The organism is Xanthomonas sp. NCPPB 901 (assembly GCF_056725085.1).
In genome coordinates this window covers 4,710,477-4,728,334 of sequence record NZ_CM161511.1, presented here as the reverse complement: position 1 = coordinate 4,728,334, position 17,858 = coordinate 4,710,477, and the positions used below count along the sequence as shown (strand labels likewise).

General features: G+C 72.2%; 10 protein-coding genes. 6 read left to right on the top strand and 4 right to left on the bottom strand.

Annotated elements, in window-relative coordinates; translation table 11 throughout:
• The first annotated feature begins 142 nt into the window (after window positions 1–142).
• The 3 genes from AC1PME_RS20140 to AC1PME_RS20130 all read left to right on the top strand — a co-directional run bounded on the left by AC1PME_RS20140 (window position 143) and on the right by AC1PME_RS20130 (window position 4,302).
• Window positions 143–403 (top strand): YcgL domain-containing protein, encoded by a 261-nt coding sequence (locus tag AC1PME_RS20140; protein ID WP_017909431.1) that lies wholly within the window; start codon window positions 143–145, stop codon window positions 401–403.
• A complete protein-coding gene (locus tag AC1PME_RS20135) occupies window positions 396–3,707 on the top strand; it encodes an ankyrin repeat domain-containing protein (protein WP_481096827.1) in 3,312 nt (1,103 codons plus the stop codon). The genes AC1PME_RS20140 and AC1PME_RS20135 overlap by 8 nt, the downstream gene beginning before the upstream one ends.
• A gap of 244 nt (window positions 3,708–3,951) precedes the next feature.
• Complete coding sequence (locus AC1PME_RS20130) at window positions 3,952–4,302, top strand: hypothetical protein (RefSeq protein WP_481096826.1); 351 nt, start codon at window positions 3,952–3,954, stop codon at window positions 4,300–4,302.
• A gap of 207 nt (window positions 4,303–4,509) precedes the next feature.
• On the opposite strand, the gene AC1PME_RS20125 is transcribed toward AC1PME_RS20130, so the two are convergent.
• Window positions 4,510–6,396 (bottom strand): S8 family serine peptidase, encoded by a 1,887-nt coding sequence (locus AC1PME_RS20125; protein ID WP_481096825.1) that lies wholly within the window; start codon window positions 6,394–6,396, stop codon window positions 4,510–4,512.
• A gap of 64 nt (window positions 6,397–6,460) precedes the next feature.
• On the bottom strand, window positions 6,461–8,791 hold the full coding sequence (locus AC1PME_RS20120) for a YadA-like family protein (RefSeq protein ID WP_481096824.1): 2,331 nt from the start codon (window positions 8,789–8,791) through the stop codon (window positions 6,461–6,463).
• A 212-nt stretch (window positions 8,792–9,003) separates the two neighbouring features.
• Between AC1PME_RS20120 and AC1PME_RS20115 the strand changes: the two genes are divergently transcribed.
• Complete coding sequence (locus AC1PME_RS20115; protein WP_254459565.1) at window positions 9,004–10,380, top strand: sensor histidine kinase; 1,377 nt, start codon at window positions 9,004–9,006, stop codon at window positions 10,378–10,380.
• Window positions 10,381–10,434: 54 nt separating this feature from the next.
• Here the strand turns inward: AC1PME_RS20115 and AC1PME_RS20110 are convergent, their stop codons facing one another.
• Window positions 10,435–11,145 carry a response regulator transcription factor gene (locus AC1PME_RS20110; protein ID WP_254459564.1) on the bottom strand — a complete coding sequence of 237 codons (711 nt, stop codon included), beginning with the start codon at window positions 11,143–11,145 and terminating at the stop codon, window positions 10,435–10,437.
• Between the two features lie 121 nt (window positions 11,146–11,266).
• On the opposite strand from AC1PME_RS20110, the gene AC1PME_RS20105 reads away from it, so the two are divergent.
• Both AC1PME_RS20105 and zwf read left to right on the top strand, forming a co-directional pair.
• A complete protein-coding gene (locus AC1PME_RS20105) occupies window positions 11,267–13,057 on the top strand; it encodes a glycoside hydrolase family 15 protein (RefSeq protein WP_481096823.1) in 1,791 nt (596 codons plus the stop codon).
• Window positions 13,054–14,871 (top strand): glucose-6-phosphate dehydrogenase, encoded by a 1,818-nt coding sequence (gene zwf / locus AC1PME_RS20100; protein WP_481096822.1) that lies wholly within the window; start codon window positions 13,054–13,056, stop codon window positions 14,869–14,871. The genes AC1PME_RS20105 and zwf overlap by 4 nt, the downstream gene beginning before the upstream one ends.
• A gap of 741 nt (window positions 14,872–15,612) precedes the next feature.
• Here the strand turns inward: zwf and AC1PME_RS20095 are convergent.
• Window positions 15,613–17,442, bottom strand: a complete 1,830-nt coding sequence (locus AC1PME_RS20095; RefSeq protein ID WP_481096821.1) for a monovalent cation:proton antiporter-2 (CPA2) family protein — start codon at window positions 17,440–17,442, stop codon at window positions 15,613–15,615.
• Window positions 17,443–17,858: the final 416 nt, after the last annotated feature.

Here is a 17,858-nt window from a genome sequence, read left to right as displayed (position 1 = left end):
CATGCCGTGAAACACCCGCAACGCCAACGTGAATGGCGCGCTTGCCCTGGATCCGTTCAGCGCGGGGCCGGCGTGCGCTTTCGCCGCTGGCGCATTTCCTCCACAATCGCTTGCCTTTCCACGCCAGGCGCACGCCACGGGCATGCAAGCCTACGTCTACAAAAGCCAACGCAAGCCGGACACCTATCTGTATCTCGCCGCCCGCGACGACTTCGGCCGTTTGCCGCCGGCGTTGCTGGCGTCGCTGCAGCCGCTGGCGTTCGTGCTCGAGGTGGCGTTGACCGCCGAACGCACGCTGGCCCGCGCCGATCCGGCCGCGGTGCGCGCCAACCTCGCCGGCTGCGGCTTCCATCTGCAATTGCCGCCGTCTCTGCCCGGCACCACCGATCGACACGATGACTGACTCCTTTCTCCGCGCGCGTGCGCCGATGCTCGCCGCCGCGCTCGGCGCGGTGCTGGCGCTGGCCGCCGGATTCGGCCCGCTGGCCGCGGCGCTGGGCGCCTGGCTGGCGCAACCGGCGTTCGCGCTGGCGCTGTCCTGGCAGCGCGGCAGCCGGCCGCGTCCGCGCGCGGCGCGCGAGCTGGTCGGCGCGGTGGCGCCGCTGCTGGTGCTGTGGGCCGGCGGCATGGCGCTGGTCGCGGTGCTGGTGGCCTGGCCGCTGGCGGCGCTGCACGACAGCGGCAGCCTGGCCGCCGCATTGGCGCTGAGCGTGGCCGCCAGCGCCGCGCTGCTCGGCCTGTGGCGGACCTGGCCGCTGTGGCACGCCAGCGATTGCCAGGGCGGCGCGTTGGGCGCGCGCTGGCACGCGCTGGCGCAGCAGGACGTGCAGGCCTGGCGCGGGCTGGCGGTGGCGGCGCTGGTGCTGGTGCTGGCCGGGCTCGGCGTGGTGCTGGCCTGGCCGGGGCTGCTCGCCGACGCCGCGCGCTGGCCGCTGGCGTTGGCCTACGCGCTGCTGTCGCCGTTGCTGCATGCCGGCCTGCAACGGGTGGCGCCGCCGCAGACGCTGACCCCGCCGGTGTCCTCCGCCGACCTGTTCGCCGAACTCAGCGCCGCGCCGCACGCGGACGAGCCGGCGCCGGCGCAGGACGAACTGCATGCGGCGCTGTACGAGGCGGCCCGTGGCGGCCGCGTGGATCGTGCGCTGCAGCTGCTGCAGGCCGGCGCCGATCCGCATGCGCTGCCCGCCGCCGAGTGGCGCGACCAGCGCAGCCTGCCGGTGCTGGCGGCGGTGCTGCCGGACCTGCGCCTGTTGCGCGAACTCATCGTGCGCGGGGTCGACGTCAATCGTCCGCACCTGGGCATGACCCCGCTGCTGGCCGCCACCCGCGACAGCTGGCATGGCCGCCCGGAAGCGGTGATGACCCTGCTCGCCAACGGCGCCGACCCGCGCGCCAGCGACGGCGACGGCAATACCCCGCTGCACCACGCCGCGCGCAGTTCCGACCCCGGCGTGGCCGCGCTGCTGCGCGACGCCGCCGCCGAACTGGATGCGGCCAGCCGCGACGGCCTGACCCCGCTGGCGGTGGCCTGCCAGGTCGGCAACTGGCGCATGGCCAAGTTCCTGCTCGAGCGCGGGGCCAAGCCGGAGCCGGCCGAGGCCAGCCCGGTGCTGCTGGCCGCGGCCGGCACCGAGGAAGACGATCCGGCCGGCGTGCAGTTGCTGCTCAAGCACAAGGCGCGGGTCGACGCGCGCGATCGCCAGCGCCGCAGCGCGCTGCACGAGGCGGCGCAGGCCGGCCACGTGGAGATCGTGCAGGCCTTGCTCGGCGCCGGCGCCAACCTGGAAGCGCGCGACGCGCTGGGCCGCACGCCGTGGCTGGAAGCCGCCCGCCACGGCCGCGTGGCAGTGCTGGAACGGCTGCTGCCGCACAAGCCGGACCTGGCCGCGGTCGACGCCGACGGCCGCAACGCGATCCTGCTGGCCTGCACCGCCGACCACGTCGCCCCCGGCCTGATCCGGCGCCTGCTGGAGCTGGGCGTGGCGCCGGCGCAGCCGGACCACAGCGGCCGCCGCGCCGTCGACCTGGCCGCCGAGGCCGGGCGCTGGGCGATCGTGTCCGCGCTGGACCCGGACTATCCGCTGCCGGCCGCGGTCAGCGACGGCCAGGGCGAGACCGGCCCCGCCGGCCTGCCCGACCGGCCGCCGCTGGAACTGCTGCGCGAGGGCCTGCAACTGGGCCAGCCGCGCGACGGCCTGGCCGCGCTGGCGCGGCTGTGCGCGGCCGAGGAACTGGGCGCGCTGCTGCACGACGCCTCGCTGGCGTTGAACGCGCAGGCGGTGGACTGGCTGCTGGCGCACGGCGCCGCGCCGGAGGTGCTCGACGCCTGCGGCGACACCCCGATGTTCGCGCTGCTCTCGCGCGGCGTGGAGGCGGTGCCCAGCCTGCAGGCGATGCTGCGCCATGGCGTGTCGCCGGCCGGCCGCGGCGGCCTGACCCGGCTGCTCGCCGCCTGCGCCCAGCACGATCACGCCTCGCGCGCGCTGGAACAGTTCGCCCTGGAACTGCTCGAGCGTGGCGCCGATCCGTTCGCGCCATCGCCGGCCGGCGATCCGCCGCTGTCGCTGGCGGTGCGGCTGGGCTGGCTGCGCCTGCAACTGCAGTTGCTCGAGCGCGGCGCCGACCGCGAGGCGCGCGACAGCCATGGCATGACCGCGCTGCACCTGGCCGCCGCGCTAGGCCGCGAGGCCTCGCTGAAACTGCTGATCCAGCAGGGTGCCTCGCCGGACGCGCGCGCCGCCGACGGCCAGACCCCGCTGGGCGTGGCCCTGGCCAGCGGCCGCCGCGACCTGGCCGACTGGCTGGACTGGCGCACCTGGCCGCTGCCGCGGCGCCCGCTGCGCGAGGCCGACGTGCCGGCCGCGGCGATGGTCGGCGACGCCGAGGCGATCCGCCGCCTGATCGACCTGGGCCTGCCGGTGGATGCGGTGGACGCGCAGGGCTGCACCGCGCTGCTGCGCGCCGCCGGCGGCGGCCATGCCGCGGCGGTGAAGCTGCTGCTGTCGCGCGGCGCCGACCTGCAGCACGCCGCGGCCAGCGGCGCCACGCCGCTGTCGGCGGCGGTGAGCATGCGCCAGACCGAGATCGTCGCGGCACTGCTGCAGGCCGGCGCGCAGATCGAACACCGCCTGCCGGGCGGGGTCACCGTGCTGATGCTGGCCTGCGCGCTGGGCCTGCCGGACATCGCCGCGCGGCTGCTGGCGGCCGGTGCCGACGTGCATGCCGGCGATGCCCAGCAACTGGCGCCGCTGCACTGCGCGGCGCTGTACGGCTTCACCGCGCGCGACAAGACGCGCCTGCTGGCGCTGCTGGACACCTTGCTGCTGGCCGGCGCCGAGGCCGACCGCGCTTCCGCCGGCGGGGTGACGCCGCTGCTGTTGCTGCTGGGCGCGCGCGCCGAACCGGGCACGGCCTGCGAGGAGCCGGTGGTGCTGGCCGGCGTCGAGCGCCTGCTCGACGAGGAGGTCAGCCTGGAAGTGCAGGATCCGCGCGGCTTCGGCCCGTTGCACCTGGCCGCACTGCACGGCCTGCCGCTGCTGGTGCAGCGCCTGCTGCGCGCCGGCGCCGATCCGGAACTGCGCGATACCTTGAACCGCACCCCGCGCGAGATCGCGGTGATGCGCGGCTTCGTCGACGTCGCCGGGCAGTTCCAGCCGGCGCTGCCGGGGGTGTCGTCGATGGCCCGGTTCCTGCGCGAGAGCCGCTGACGGGGAGCGGCCCGGCATGCGCGCGGGTGGTCGCCGCGCGCACCCGCGATCGTGCCGCGGAGCGTCGCCGTCGCCGCCGAGAGGCGGACCCGCAGGGGGCGGTCCGCGGCCGCGCCAGCACTGGCCGCGCGGCATCCCGATGCGGCATCATCGTCGCCGAACCCACACCGACTTCGCGCGCCGGGCGATGCTCAGGACGTCGGCATTCGGGATGGAGCCTCCATCTTTCCAGGGAATCGACTTGATGAAATGCAAGGCGCTGTGGCTGGCGGTACTGGCGACCTCTCCGGCGTTCGCCACGGAACTCAATGGGTCCTCCGGCTACTACGGCCCGATCACCTCGGTGGCCAGTGGCTTCTTCCAGAGCGTCGGCGTCGCCTTGCCGTCCGGCACGACCTGCAACGGGAAAACCGTGCTGATCCTGAAACGGGACAATGCCTTTTTCAAGGAAATCCAGGCCACGCTGCTCACCGCGCTGGCGAACAACCGCAACGTGCATGTGGGGCCGGTGATCGGCGACAACGTCGATAGCAATGGGTTTTGCGTCGTCAGCGAAGTGTCGCTGGAGAGGTTCCCCTCCTGGACCACGCAATAACCGGACGCGACGGCTGCGGGTGGCGGCCACGTCTGGTCCGGTGCCTGCCGCGACGGCCTCGGCGCGGCGCGTCACGTTGCACGCTCTTAGCGATCGCGCGCGGTCTCGCGTGCGGCCACGGCGACGCGGGGCGGGTGGATTTGCGCGCCACTGACGCCGAGCTGATCGGGCGCAGCGCCATGACGGCGCTGCGCTGCGCAGGCGCGGTTACTGCCGCGCCACCACGGTCAGGCCGCTGTAGCTGCCGCTCAGGCGAACGTAGTAGGTGCCGGCGCTGGACGGGGTGATGCGCACCGTCTGCGTGGTGCCGGCGCGGGTGGAGCGGGCGTCGTAGCTGCTGCTGGTCGGCGTCTTGCCCGCCGACACGTACATCGCCACGTTGCCGGTGCCGCCGAAGGTCATGAAGCTGACCACCGTGCCGGCCGTGGCCTGGAAGCTGTATAGCGCATCGCCGCCCTGGCTGCCGAGGCCGCGCATCTCGACCTTGTTGGCCAGGGTCTTGGTCGGCGGCACGCAGCTGCTGTCCGACGGCTGGCAGGGTGGGGTGGTCGCCATCTGCAGCAGCATGTCCACGTCCAGGATGCCGGCGCCGATCGGCGTGGTGGTGGCGATCGCCACCGGGAACGGCCGCGCGCTGGCGCGCAGCAGGTCGCGCATGCCGGTCCAGCTGAGCGGGGTCTTGGCCACGCTCTGCACCATCGCCACCGCCGCGGCCACGTGCGGGGAGGCCATCGAGGTGCCGGCCATGCCGCCGATCTGCCAGTCGCCGGTCGGGCTCTGCGTGCCGCCGTTGATCACCTGGAAGATGTAGCCGTTCGGATTGCCGTCGATGTCGCCGCCGCCGCCCGGCGCGGCGATGTCCACGCGGCTGCCGTAGTTGGAGTAGCTGGCGCGGCCGCCGTTGACCCGCGAGGCGCCGACGCTGATCACGCCGTTGCAGGAGGACATGGTGTAAGTGGCGGCGTTGGCGTTGGCGTTGCCGGCGGCGACCACGATGATCGTGCCCTTGGCGTTGATCTGGTCGATCGCGTCCTGGTAGAGCTGCGGGCAGGTGTCCGGGCCGCCGCTGCCCAGGCTCATGTTGATCACCTCGGCCGGGTTCGGATTGGTCGGCAGGCCGGCCACCGGCAGGCCCGCGGCCCACAGCATGCCGTCGGCGATGTCGCTGCCGAAGCCGCCGCAGGAGCCGAGCACGCGCACCGGCACGATCTTGGCGTCGTAGGCCAGGCCCGCGGTGGCCAGGTTGTTGTTGGTGACCTGGGCGATGGTGCCGGAGACGTGGCTGCCGTGCCACGAGCTCGGCTCGGCGGCGTTGCCTGACCCGCCCAGCGCGTTGCAATAGTCGGCCTCGACCCAGTCGCCCAGGTCGTAGCCGCCGGCCACGCGGCCGTCGGCGTCGCGGCGCGAGACGCGATGGTCGGTGATCATGTCGTAGCCGGGCAGCACGTTGGCGGCCAGGTCCGGGTTGTCCTTGACCACGCCGGTATCGACCACCGCCACCACCACGCCCTTGCCGGTGGAGCGGGCCCAGCCCTGCTCGGCGTTGACCCCGCCCACCGGGTCGTGGAAGTTCCACTGCAGCTGGGCGTAGGCCGGGTCGTTGGGCGTGGCGGAGGCGGCGGCCGCGAGTGCGGCCGGCAGGCGCACGCTGGCCTCGTCCAGGCGCCGGTACAGGCGGTCGACCTGCACCGATACCACCGACGGGTCGGCCTTCAGTTCGTTGATGAAGGCGGTGCGCTCGCTGTCGCTGAGGTGGCGCGAGGTCTGCACCACGTGCCAGCCCGGCACCGCCATGTCGCGCAGCACCTTGGCGCTGACCGCGCTGCGCAACGCCAGACCATTGCCGCTGATCTGCGCGCGCTGCATGCCGCTGCGCGCCACCGCGCTGCTCAGGGTGGTGGCGAGCAGGCTGCGCGCCTGGGCGCCGCCGTCGCGGGTCTTGACGATGAAGCGCTGGCCCAGGTCGCCGGGGTTGGCCGATTGCGGCACCGGGCCCTGCACGCCGCCCAGGCCGATGGTGGGAGTCGCGGCCTGCGCGGCGCCGGCGAACAGGAGGGCGGCGAGGGCAGCGGCGAGCGGATTGGAAGACATCATCTGCGGATCCTGGAAAGAGAAGTGAGAAGAAAGAAAACGGCGGCGCGTGCGGCGCCGCGTTGCATCACAGGTCAATGCCCACGCCGATGCCGGCCGAGGACTCGCCGCTGCTGAAGGCGCCGCCCAGGCTGAACGAGGCGCGCGCGCCGAGCTTGCGGGCGTAGCCGACCGACAACGCCTGCTGGCCGCCCTGGAAGCCGGCGCCGACCGACACGCGCCCGCGCGGGCTCTGCGTGCCGGCGGCGTTGACTGCCATGTTGAGCATCGCCGCGCTCATCGCGCCCAGCTTGTCCATGCGCCGGTCCATGCCGTCGAGGCGGTGTTCGGTGTCGGTGCGCAACTGGTTGAAGCTGTCGTCCAGTGCGGTGATGCGGGTGTTGGTGTAGGCGGTGGCGCTGCTCAGGGTGGCGCTGTTGCCGGCACGCAGCTGCGCCACGTTAACCGCATCGGTGTCGGCGCTGCCGGCGGCGACGTTGGCGACCTGGCGCTCGTTACCGGCGCTGCCCACCGACACCGTGTTGGCGCGGTCGGCGACCGAACCCTGGCCCAGCGCCACCGAGTTGGCGGCACTGGCCGAGGCGCCCTGGCCGAGCGCAGTGGCCGAGGCCGCCGACGCGCTGGCGCTTTCGCCCAGCGCCACCGCATTGGTCGCCACCGCGGCGATGCGGGCGTTGGCGCCGACCGCGGTGCTGCCGTCGGCGTTGACCTGGGCATTGCCGCCGATGGCGGTGTCGTTGGGGCCATAGGCCAGCGCCTGCGCGCCCATCGCCAGGCCGTTGTTGCCGTTGGCGGTGGCGCCGGAGCCCACGGCCACGGCATTGGTGCCGGCACCGGTGCTCGGCGCAATGGATACACCGTCGCCGCCGCCGACGCTGATCCCGCCGGAACCGCCGAGCGTGTTGAGGCGGTTGCCGAAGCCGGTCAACGCGGTGTCGAGCGCGCCCATCGCCGAGCCCAGGTCGGTGTAGTGGTTGCCCTGTACCAGGTAGTTGCCACCGATCAGGGTGCCGTTGGCGTCGACCACGCTGCCGGCGCCGAACGCGGCGGCGACGTTGCGCAGCTGCGCCAGGTTGACCGCATCGGTGTCCAGGGTGCCGGCGGCCAGGTTGGTGAGCTGGCGCTCGCTGCCCGTCGCGCCGATGGACACGGTGTTGTCGCGCTCGTTGACCGAGCCGGCGCCCAGCGCCACGCTGTGGTTGGTGATGGTCGTTTGGCCGTTGACGAACTGCGAGTTGCCGACGCGGGCGCCGGGGCCGATCGCGATCGACTGGTCGCCGAACACGTCCGCGCCGGTGCCCATGGCGATGCTGTCGTAGAACAGCACCGGGGTGTCACGGAAGAATTCGCCGTTCCACACCATCGCCCCGCCCAGGGCCAGGCTGCGGGTGCCTCCGGCCCAGGCGCCGTTGCCGAGCGCGGTGGCGCCGACGCCGAGGGCGAGCGCGGCCGGGCCGACCGCCGTGCCGTCGTCGCTCTGTGCGAACGCGCTGGGGCCGATGGCCACGCTGTGGGCGCCCCAGGCGCGTGCACCGTTGCCGAAGGCGGTGGCCCATTCGGCGGTGGCCTGGCTCTGTGCGCCGACGGCGACGGCGGCGTACTGGTTGGCGACCGCGGTGGAGCCGACGGCCACAGTCCGCTGCGAACTGGCCTCGGCCAGTGCGCCGACCGCGGTCGCGTTGTAGGCGGTGGCCAGCGCGCCGCCGCCCAGCGCGGTGGACAGCGGACCGGTGGCCTGGGTGGCCTGCAACTGCATGCCTTCCGAGCTGAAGCCGTCTTCGCCCACGTCGACGATGCCGCCGACGGCGACGCTGGAGCGGTCGCTGGCGATCGCGCCGGCGCCGGCGGCCACGTTGAACTTGCCGCTGGCCTGGGCGCCGGCGCCCAGCGCGGTCGCGGCCATGCCGGTGGCGGAGGTCTGCTGCAGGATCGTCACACCGCCGGACAGATAGGCGTAATCCACATCGAGCATGCCGCCGACGGCGGTGGTGGAGATCTCGGTGGCCAGGCTGTTGTGGCCGACCGCCAGGGCGTGGTTGGCATAGCTGACCGCACCGCCGCCGATCGCGATGGTGCCGGTGCCCACCGCCGAGGCGGCCTCGCCGGCGGCCAGCGCTTCGTCGCCATCGGCCTCGGCGCCCGCATTGCTGTCGGCGCTGCCGGTGGCCTTGAAGTAGACACTGGGATCGTAGGGGGTCGCGCTGGCGTCGCTGGCCGTGGCGTCGGTACCGGTGGCGGCGGGTTGGGCGCTGGCGGTCGTCGCCGTCGCCGTGGTGGTGGGCGTCTGCGCCATCGCCGTCGAGGTCAAGCACAGCGCACAGGCCAGGGCCAAGCTGCTGTACGCGCGGGGCATCGGATGACGGGCGGCGATGCCGCGCAGGGAGGAGCATGCGTTCATGGCGATCTCGGGCTGAAAAACGGCAGGGCAGAAGATGACGTCGGCGGCGCGCGTGCGCCTCCGCCTTGGTCAGGAGTGGTCTGGGAGCCGCGCCGTCGTCCCCTGGCGCGTTCCGTCATGCGAACTTAGGCCCGCCGTCACCGGCTTGTCACCCGCAAGTTCTCGCACGATCATCATCGGATTCTCACTGAACGGGAATGGAGCACGGCCGCATGGCGAAGTCCTTCTGGAACTGGCTGGGCCGCGCGCCGTTGATGGACGAGGTGGACCGGCGCAATGCGCGCGTGATCCAACTGCTGCTGCTGTTCCTGGCGGTGACCATTCCCATCACCATCGTGATTGCGCTGCTGCTGGCGTGGCCGCAGCTGCGCGGGCAACCGGTGCAGCCCGGGCTGATCATCTCGTTGAGCATGAGCCTGCTGATCGGGGTGTGCGCGGCGATCGGTTTCGTGCGCGTGCGCCATGGCGCCTTGCGCAGTGGCGTGCGCCTGTTGCTCGGGGCGTTGCTCGGTTCGTTGTTGGTCAACGCCGCCATCCACGGGTTCCAGCGGCAATTGCCGGACCAACTGGCGCAGATGCTGGTGCTGATCCTGGCCGGCCTGGTGCTCGGGCGTCGCGCGCTGTGGGTGACGTTCGCGGCGCTGCTGCTGATGCTCGGCGTCGGCGTCGGCCACGATGCGCTGCTGGACCGCGCCGACGCGCCCGCCCAGGCCTTCTTCAACGTACTGCCGGTGTTGTTCAGTTACCTGCTGGTGGCGCTGCTGCTGGATCGCACCACCGAGGCGTTGCGCGAGAGCCTGCGCGAGTCCAACGCGCGCGGCCAGCGCCTGCAGCAGGAAATGCACGAGCGCGAACGCGCGCAGACCCAGTTGATCCATGCGCAGAAGCGCGAAATCACCGAGCGCATGGCCAGCGGCCTGGCCCACGACTTCAACAACATCCTGGCGGTGATGTCCGGCTTCGCCGCCGCGCGCCACGACGACGACCTCGCCAGCGACGCGCAGCGCATCGCGCAACTGGAGGACAGCCTGGCGGCGGTGGAGGAATCGGCCGAACGCGGCATGACCATCGTGCGCCGGCTGCTGCGCTTCAGCCGCCGCGATGCCGAGCATGTCGAGCGCTTCGACGCGGCAACGGCGGTGGAGGCCCTGCAGCCGATGCTGCGGCAATTGCTGGAAGCGCGGATCGTGCTGCGCTGCACGCTCCCGGCAACGCCGGCGCCGATCCGCTTCGAGCGCAGCCAGTTCGACCTGATGCTGCTGAACCTGGCCTCCAACAGCCGCGACGCGATCGCCGACCGCGGCCATTTCGACATCGCCGTGTCCAGCGCGGACGATGGCACCGTCATCGAGGTCGCCGACGACGGCCACGGCATGCCGGCGGAGGTGGCCGCACAGGTGTTCGAGCCGTTCTACAGCACCAAGCCGGCCGACAGCGGCACCGGCCTGGGCCTGGCGGTGGTGCGCGACCTGGTGGTGCGCGCCGGCGGCCGGATCCAGGTGCACAGCACGGTGGGCGTGGGCACGCGCTTCCGCATCGTGCTGCCGCGTGCCGATGCGGTGCCGGCGTCTGTGTCGGCGCCGGCGTAGGACTGGGCGGCCTCGACGGCCCGCGCCACGCGGCGCGCGCCGGCGCGGGGCGCGTCAGCCGGCGGGATCGAAGATGTAGCCCTGGCCGTGCACGGCGGCCAGCGGCAACGGTTCGCCGCAGCGGCGCTGCACCTTGCTGCGCAGGCGGTGCACCATCGAATCCAGGCGGTGCGCGTCGAAGTCGTAGACGCGGTCGGTGAGCGCGGCGATCAACGCCTCGCGCGCCACCAGCAGGCCCGGTTGTTCGAGCAGGCGCAGGCATAGGCGGCGTTCGCTGCCGGTCAGCGCGGCGGCGGCGCCGGACGGCGACAGCAGGCACCAGCCGTCTTCGCTCACCTGCCAGCGCCCGCGTGCCGGCGCCGCCGGCGGTCGCCCGCTGACGCGTCGGGCCAGGCTGTGCAGGGTCGCGGCCAGCAGGTCGATTTCCACCGGCTTGGACAGATAGGCGTCGGCGCCGCCGGTCAGGCCGCGGATGCGGTCCTCGGTCTGGCCCAGGCTGGTCAGCATGACGATGCCGAGGTCCGGGTACTGCTGGCGCAGCACGCCGGCCAGGGTGAAGCCGTCGGTGTCGGGCAGGCCGACATCCAGCACCACGATCTCGGCACCGTCGCGCTGCACCCGCTGCTGCAGTTCCGCGCCGGTGCCGCAGCCGTCGGCGACGAAGCCGAAGCGGCGCAGGCCCGGCACCAGGATGCGGTCGCGCAGTGTCGGATCGTCCTCCAGGACCAGGGTGCGCAGGGCGGCGGCAGCGGGATCGGAAGTCATGCGCAGGCGCAGTGTAGCCGCAGCCGCCGGCTTGCGCGCGCCTGAACGGCACCTCGCGGCGATTACGCAACGCAAACACCGGCGCTGGCAGACTCGAGGCTCCTCCGTCTCGGCCCCCACGATGGCCTCGCGAATCGAAGACTACGCCATGCTGGGCAACTGCCGCAGTGCGGCGCTGGTGGACCGCCACGGTTCGATCGACTGGCTGTGTTTGCCACGGTTCGATTCCGATGCCCTGTTCGCCGCCCTGCTCGGCGAACCCGACCATGGCCGCTGGGCGATCGCCCCGCAGGGCGCCTACACCAGTACCCGCGCCTATCGCGACGGCAGTCTGGTGCTGGAGACGCGCTTCGAGACCGAGACCGGCACGGTGGCGCTGCTCGACTTCATGGTCGCCAGCCACGACGATGTGCTGCACAGCCACGTGGTGCGGATCGTGCGCGGCCTGCACGGCCGGGTGCCGCTGCGCATGCAATTGCAGTTGCGCTTCAACTACGGACGCACCATCCCCTGGGTGTCGCAGATCGACGGCGGCCTGCAGGCGGTGGCCGGGCCGGACCAGATCGCGCTGCGCAGCCCGCAGGCCATGCACGGCCACGGCTTCGCCACCGAGGCCGAGTTCGCGCTGGAGGCCGGCGAAAGCACCTGGTTCGTGCTCAGCCACGGCGCCTCGCACCTGGAGCTGCCGCCGTTGCTGGCGCCCGAACAGGCGCTGGCGCAGACCGAGGCGTTCTGGCACGGCTGGTCGCACCGCTGCCTGCATGCCGGCCCGTGGACCGAGGCGGTACGACGCTCGCTGGTGGTGCTGAAAGGCCTGAGCTACCTGCCGACCGGTGCCATCGTCGCCGCGCCGACCGCTTCGCTGCCCGAACGCCTGGGTGGCGAGCGCAACTGGGACTATCGTTTCTGCTGGCTGCGCGATGCGGTGTTCACCCTCAACGCCCTGCGCGCCGCCGGCTACGGCGATGAGGCCGCGGCCTTCCATGCCTGGCTGCAGCGCACCGTGGCCGGTTCGCCGGACCAGTTGCAGGCGCTGTACGGCATCGGCGGCGAGCGGCGCATGTCCGAATGGGAGGTGGAGTGGCTGCCAGGCTACGAAGGCGCCGCACCGGTGCGCATCGGCAATGCCGCGGTCGGTCAGTTCCAGCTCGACGTGTACGGCGAGGTGATCGCCGCGTTCCATCACGGCCACCGTGAAGGCATGACCAGCGCGGTGCACGGCCGCTCGCTGGCGCGGCAGTTGCTGGAGGTGCTGGAGCAGCGCTGGCGCGAGCCGGACGAGGGCATCTGGGAAATCCGTGACCATCGCCGCCATTTCGTGCACTCCAAGGTAATGGCTTGGTTGGCGTTCGACTGCGGCGCCCGCGACGGCGTCACCGACGCCGATGCTGCGCAACGCGCGCACTGGCGCGCGGTGGCCGACGAGATCCGCGAACAGGTGCTGGCGCAGGGCGTGCACGCGGACGGCTATTTCGTGCAGAGCTATGGCAGCGACCGCCTGGATGCGGCGACCCTGCTGATCCCGCTGGTGGGCTTTGTGCCGCCTGACGATCCGCGCGTGGCGGCCACGGTCGATGCGATCGCCCAGCGCCTGAGCATCAATGGCCTGGTCGAGCGTTACCGCGCCGACGAGGACAGCGGCGACGGCCTGCCGGCCGGCGAGGGCACGTTCGTCGCGTGCAGCTTCTGGCTGGTGGAGAACTACGTGTTGCTCGGCCGTAACGAGCAGGCGCGCGCGCTGTTCGAGCACCTGCTGGGCCTGTGCAACGACGTCGGCCTGCTGGCCGAGGAATACGATCCGCGCAGCGGCCGCATGCTCGGCAATTTTCCGCAGGGCTACTCGCACGTGGCACTGGTCCACGCGGCGTTGCGCCTGCACGGCTTGATCGGTAAACAGGAAACCCTTCCATGAGCGATGCGACCCGGACCCCGCAGACCACCCCGCCATGCCTGATCGTGGTGTTCGGTGCGCGTGGCGACCTGACCCGGCGACTGGTGCTGCCCGCGCTGTACAACCTGCGCCACAGCGGCGCGTTGCCAGAGCAGTTCGCGGTGATCGGCGTGGACCACGGCCAGATCAGCGAGGCCGGCTGGCGGCGCTCGCTCGGCGACAGCATGCGTGGCCTGCTCGCCGACCGCGACGCCGAGTTCAAGGCCGACGGCCTGGACGAGGAGGTATGGGATTGGTTGCGCTCGCGCCTGTACTACCTGCAGGCGGAATTCGACGACACCGCCACCTACCAGACGCTCGGCGGCATGCTGGAGAAGATCGGCGCGCAGTATCGTACAGGCGGCAACGTGCTGTTCTATATGGCGACCGCCGCGCGCTTCTTTGGCCCGGTGATCGAACGGCTGGGCGCGGCCGGGCTGGTGCGGCAGGGCATCGGCGGCGGCTGGCGCCGGGTGATCGTGGAGAAGCCGTTCGGCCACGACCTGCAGAGCGCGCGCGAGCTCAACGCCATCGTCGGCCGCGTGCTCGGCGAGGACCAGGTGTTCCGCATCGACCATTTCCTGGGCAAGGAAACGGTGCAGAACATCCTCGCGTTCCGCTTCGCCAACGGTCTGTTCGAGCCGGTGTGGAACCGCGACCGCATCGACCACGTGCAGATCACCGCGGCCGAGACGATCGGCGTGGAGGGCCGCGGCGGCTTCTACGACCCCACCGGCTGCCTGCGCGACATGGTGCCCAATCACTTGTTCCAGTTGCTGGCGATGATCGCGATGGAGCCACCGGCCGCGTTCACCCCGGCGTCGATGCTGCGCCGGCGCGCCGAGGTGATCGAGGCGGTGCGGCCGCTGAGCCCGGCCGACGTGGTCCGCGGCCAGTACGCGGCCGGTGCGATCGGCCGCAACGCGGTGCCCGGCTACCGCGAGGAAGACACGGTGCCGCCGGATTCCAACACCGAGACCTATGTGGCGATGAAGCTGCAGGTCGACACCTGGCGCTGGGCCGGCGTGCCGTTCTACCTGCGCACCGGCAAGCGCCTGCGCGAGCGCACCACCGAGATCGCGATCCGCTTCAAGCCGGCGCCGCTGGCGCCGCTGCGCAGCGCCGAGATCGGCGGCTACGGCCCGGACTGGCTGGTGCTGCACATCCAGCCCGACGAGGGCATCTCGCTGCAGTTCGACGTCAAGCGCCCGGGCGCGCGGGTCAGCCTGGCGCCGGTGCGCATGGATTTCCGCTACCGCGACTGGTTCCCCAAGGAATACACGGTGGGCTACGAGCGCCTGCTGCAGGACTGCATGCACGGCGAGGCCGGGCTGTTCCAGGATGCGACGATGGTCGAGGCGGCCTGGACCATCGTGCAGCCCATCCTCGATGCCTGGCAGACCTCGGCCGACGAAACCCCGCAGTACCCGGCCGGCAGCGCCGGCCCAGCCGCCGCCGACGCGCTGCTGGCGCTCAACGGCGGCCACACCTGGCGTACCCTGACCCCCGGCCGCCGGCCACCGCCGCGGCGTCCGCAGGAATCGCCCACCCCCACCGAGACCCAGCCGGTGACCCCGGCGCCCAAGCGCAGCGTGGCAAAGGCGGCCAATCCCTCGGATTCCACCGCGCCGCGCAAGTCGACCAGGCGCAAGGCCGCCTCGTCGCCAGCGACGAAGACGCCTGCGGTGAAGAAGGTCGCCAAGAACGCCGCGAAGAAAGCGGTCAAGCGCGCCGCAAAGAACGCGACGCAGCCTGCCGCGGGCAGCCGTGCCCGGCGTTCGTCGCGCGCACGATGAGGGGGCGTGTCCGAGCGCCTGCCTGAGCGCCGGCGCCCGCGGCAGTGCTCTGCGGCGAAACGGGAAGCAGGGACCGCGGTTGGATGGTGCAGTCGGGGCTGCCCCCCCCCCCTCCCACACGGGAAGGTCGGCAGGCGGCGGACAGGGCGCGGGCGCCGAACGTGGTCTTGGCGGATCGGGCATGCATCGTCGGGCTCAGTCGCCCCGTCGCCCCCGTCGTCACAGCGCAGCAATCGGTCGCCGTGGCGGACGCTATCGACCGCACCTGCGGGAGCGGCTTCAGCCGCGACGCCACTCAGCGTCAGCGCACGGGGAAGCCTCCATGACGAGGAGCGGGCAGCGACGACGGCGGGATACTGCAGTCGGGGCTGAAGCCCCTCCCACATTGGAAGGTTGGCGGGTGGCGGACAGGGCGCGGGCGCCGAACGCGCGCGTGATGAAAACGGGCTTCAACGAGCCGGGCAACGAGTGCGTTGGTCTTGGCGGATCGGACATGTGCATTGCCAGGGGTTCGTCGCCCTCGTCGTCACAGCCAGTAATCCTTCACCTCGGCGGACGCTATCGAACGCACCTGTCGGAGCGGCTTCAGCCGCGACGCGACCATGCTGGACGGCCCCCGCGCCACGCCGCACCTTGGCGATGCATCCACCTCCCAGCGCGTTCCCGTCGCGTGCGTACATCGCAGCGCACGCCTGCAACACCACTGGCCATGTGGCCACAGCCACACCCAAGCCCCCGGCATCAGCTGCGCTGTGGTCCCGTGCCTGGCGCATCCGTCGGCCCAACCGAGGGATCGTTGACGTCGGCTTCGAACAGTTTGGTCAGGTCGGCGCGCGCCGCGCGGGCGGTCTGCACCACCGCGGCCTCGTCGTCGTAGACCAGGTGCTGGGCGCGCAGCAGCTGCATGTCGTGCTCGCGGAAGCGGGCGATGCGGTCGCGGGCGGTGGCCGCGTCCAGGCCGAGGCCGAGCAGCACCTGCTCGCTCAGTTCCAGGCTGGAGGCGAACACCTCGCGGAACGGTTCGGCGCCCAGGTCCATCAGCCGCCAGGCATGCTGGCGGTTGCGCGCGCGCGCCAGCACCTTGGCAGTGGGGTAGAGCCGGCGGATCAGCCGCGTGGTCTTGATGTTGGTCTCCGGGTCGTCCATCGCCACCACGAAGATGCGGATGTCATCGCTGCCGGCCGCACGCAGCAGGTCCGGTCGGCTGGGGTCGCCGTAGTAGAGCTGGTTGCCGAAGCGGCGCAGGTCCTCCACCCTGTCCGGATTGTGTTCCAGCGCCACGAACGGGATGCGCTGCGCGGTCAGCAGGCGCGCCACGATCTGGCCGAAGCGGCCCATGCCGGCGATCAGCACCTGCGCGCGCTGCGCGTCCACGGCGTCGTACTGCGCGTCCGGCGGCGGCGGGCGCTTGCCCTTGCCGGCCTCGCTGCCGCCGAGCAGGCGCTGCATGCCGATCAGCAGCAGTGGCGTCAGCGCCATCGACACGCCGACCACCGCGACCAGGCGGTCGTGGGTGGCGTCGTCGAGCAGGCGCACGCGCTGCGCCTCGGTGAACACCACGAAGGCGAACTCGCCGCCCAGCCACAGCAGGCTGCCCAACAGCAGCGCGCTGCGCCAGGGCAGGCGCAGCACGCGGCCGATGCCGGCCAGCAGCGTGAACTTGACCAGCAGCAGCGTGGCCACGGCGCCGGCGATCAGCCACGGCTCGGCGACGATGCGGTCCAGGTCGATGCCCATGCCCACGGCGATGAAGAACACCCCCAGCAACAGGCCCTGGAACGGCTCGATCTGCGCTTCCAGCTCATGGCGGAACTCCGAATCGGCCAGCAGCACGCCGGCCAGGAACGCGCCCAGGCTGGGGCTCAGCCCGGCCTTCTGCAGGAACCAGGCGTTGCCCAGCACCACCAGCAGCGCGCTGGCGGTGAACACCTCGGGCATGCGCGTGCGCGCCACCGTGCGGAACAGGTGGCGCAGCACGAAGCGTCCGCACAGCACCACCAGGGCCAGCGCGCCTAGCGCCTGGCCCACTTCCGACCAGGTCAGCGTGTCGTTCTTGGCGCCGCCGAGCAGCGGCACCGCGGCCAGCAGCGGGATCGCGATCAGGTCCTGGAACAGCAGGATGCCGAAGCCGAGCCGGCCGTAGTCGCTATTGAGCGCCTTGCGTTCGGCCAGCAACTGCAGCCCCACCGCGGTGGAGGACAGCGCCAGCGCCAGGCCGATCACCAGCGCGCTCTTCCAGTTCAGGCCCATGCACAGCGCCAGCGCGCCCAGCGGCAGCGCGGTCAGCGCCACCTGCGCGCTGCCGGCGCCGAACACCGCGCGCCGCATCAGCTTCAGCCGCGCCGGCGACAGTTCCAGGCCGATCAGGAACAGCAGCATCACCACGCCGATCTCGGCGGCGTTGAGGATGCGCTCGGTGTCCTGCACGAAGCCCAGCCCGTCCGGCCCCAGCACCACGCCCGCGGCCAGGTAGGCCAGCACCGCGCCCAGGCCCAGCCGCTTGAACACCGGCACCGCGATCACCGCGGCCAGCAGCAGCACCAGCGCCAGTTCCAGGCCGCCGCTATGCACGAGTCGTCTCCATCGCCGCATTATGCGGCCGCCAAGGCGACCGTCTGCTGACGCGCGCGTATGCGGGTCCCGCTGCGTCGCGAATCCTTGGGTCGGGGTGGGTGGGGCGGCCCTGCGGGCATCCTGTGGAGGAGGGGGAATCGCCGCCCGGGGTAGCGTGCCGTGTGCGCCCTGGTGCCTGGCCTGTTGGCTTGGTCGCGTCGCGACTGAAGTCGCTCCCACAAGGGCAAGCCTGCCGTGGCCCGCGTCGTGCCGGATTCCAGCAACGCGGGCGAGCTGCGAGCACCAAGCGGCCGATCAAGCCCTTGTGGGAGGGGCTTCAGCCCCGACGCGCGGATGCCGGATTCGCGACAGTGCAGCCCGTCGCCGAACGCGCGGCACGTCCGGCACCAGCGCATCCCTCGACCCGGATCATC

Bases quoted from the DNA above. Each gene is read 5' to 3' on its own strand.
- AC1PME_RS20140 (WP_017909431.1), top strand. From the start codon at position 143: ATGCAAGCCTACGTCTACAAAAGCCAACGCAAGCCGGACACCTATCTG.
- AC1PME_RS20135 (WP_481096827.1), top strand. From the start codon at position 396: ATGACTGACTCCTTTCTCCGCGCGCGTGCGCCGATGCTCGCCGCCGCG.
- AC1PME_RS20130 (WP_481096826.1), top strand. From the start codon at position 3,952: ATGAAATGCAAGGCGCTGTGGCTGGCGGTACTGGCGACCTCTCCGGCG.
- AC1PME_RS20125 (WP_481096825.1), bottom strand. From the start codon at position 6,396: ATGATGTCTTCCAATCCGCTCGCCGCTGCCCTCGCCGCCCTCCTGTTC.
- AC1PME_RS20120 (WP_481096824.1), bottom strand. From the start codon at position 8,791: ATGAACGCATGCTCCTCCCTGCGCGGCATCGCCGCCCGTCATCCGATG.
- AC1PME_RS20115 (WP_254459565.1), top strand. From the start codon at position 9,004: ATGGCGAAGTCCTTCTGGAACTGGCTGGGCCGCGCGCCGTTGATGGAC.
- AC1PME_RS20110 (WP_254459564.1), bottom strand. From the start codon at position 11,145: ATGACTTCCGATCCCGCTGCCGCCGCCCTGCGCACCCTGGTCCTGGAG.
- AC1PME_RS20105 (WP_481096823.1), top strand. From the start codon at position 11,267: ATGGCCTCGCGAATCGAAGACTACGCCATGCTGGGCAACTGCCGCAGT.
- zwf (WP_481096822.1), top strand. From the start codon at position 13,054: ATGAGCGATGCGACCCGGACCCCGCAGACCACCCCGCCATGCCTGATC.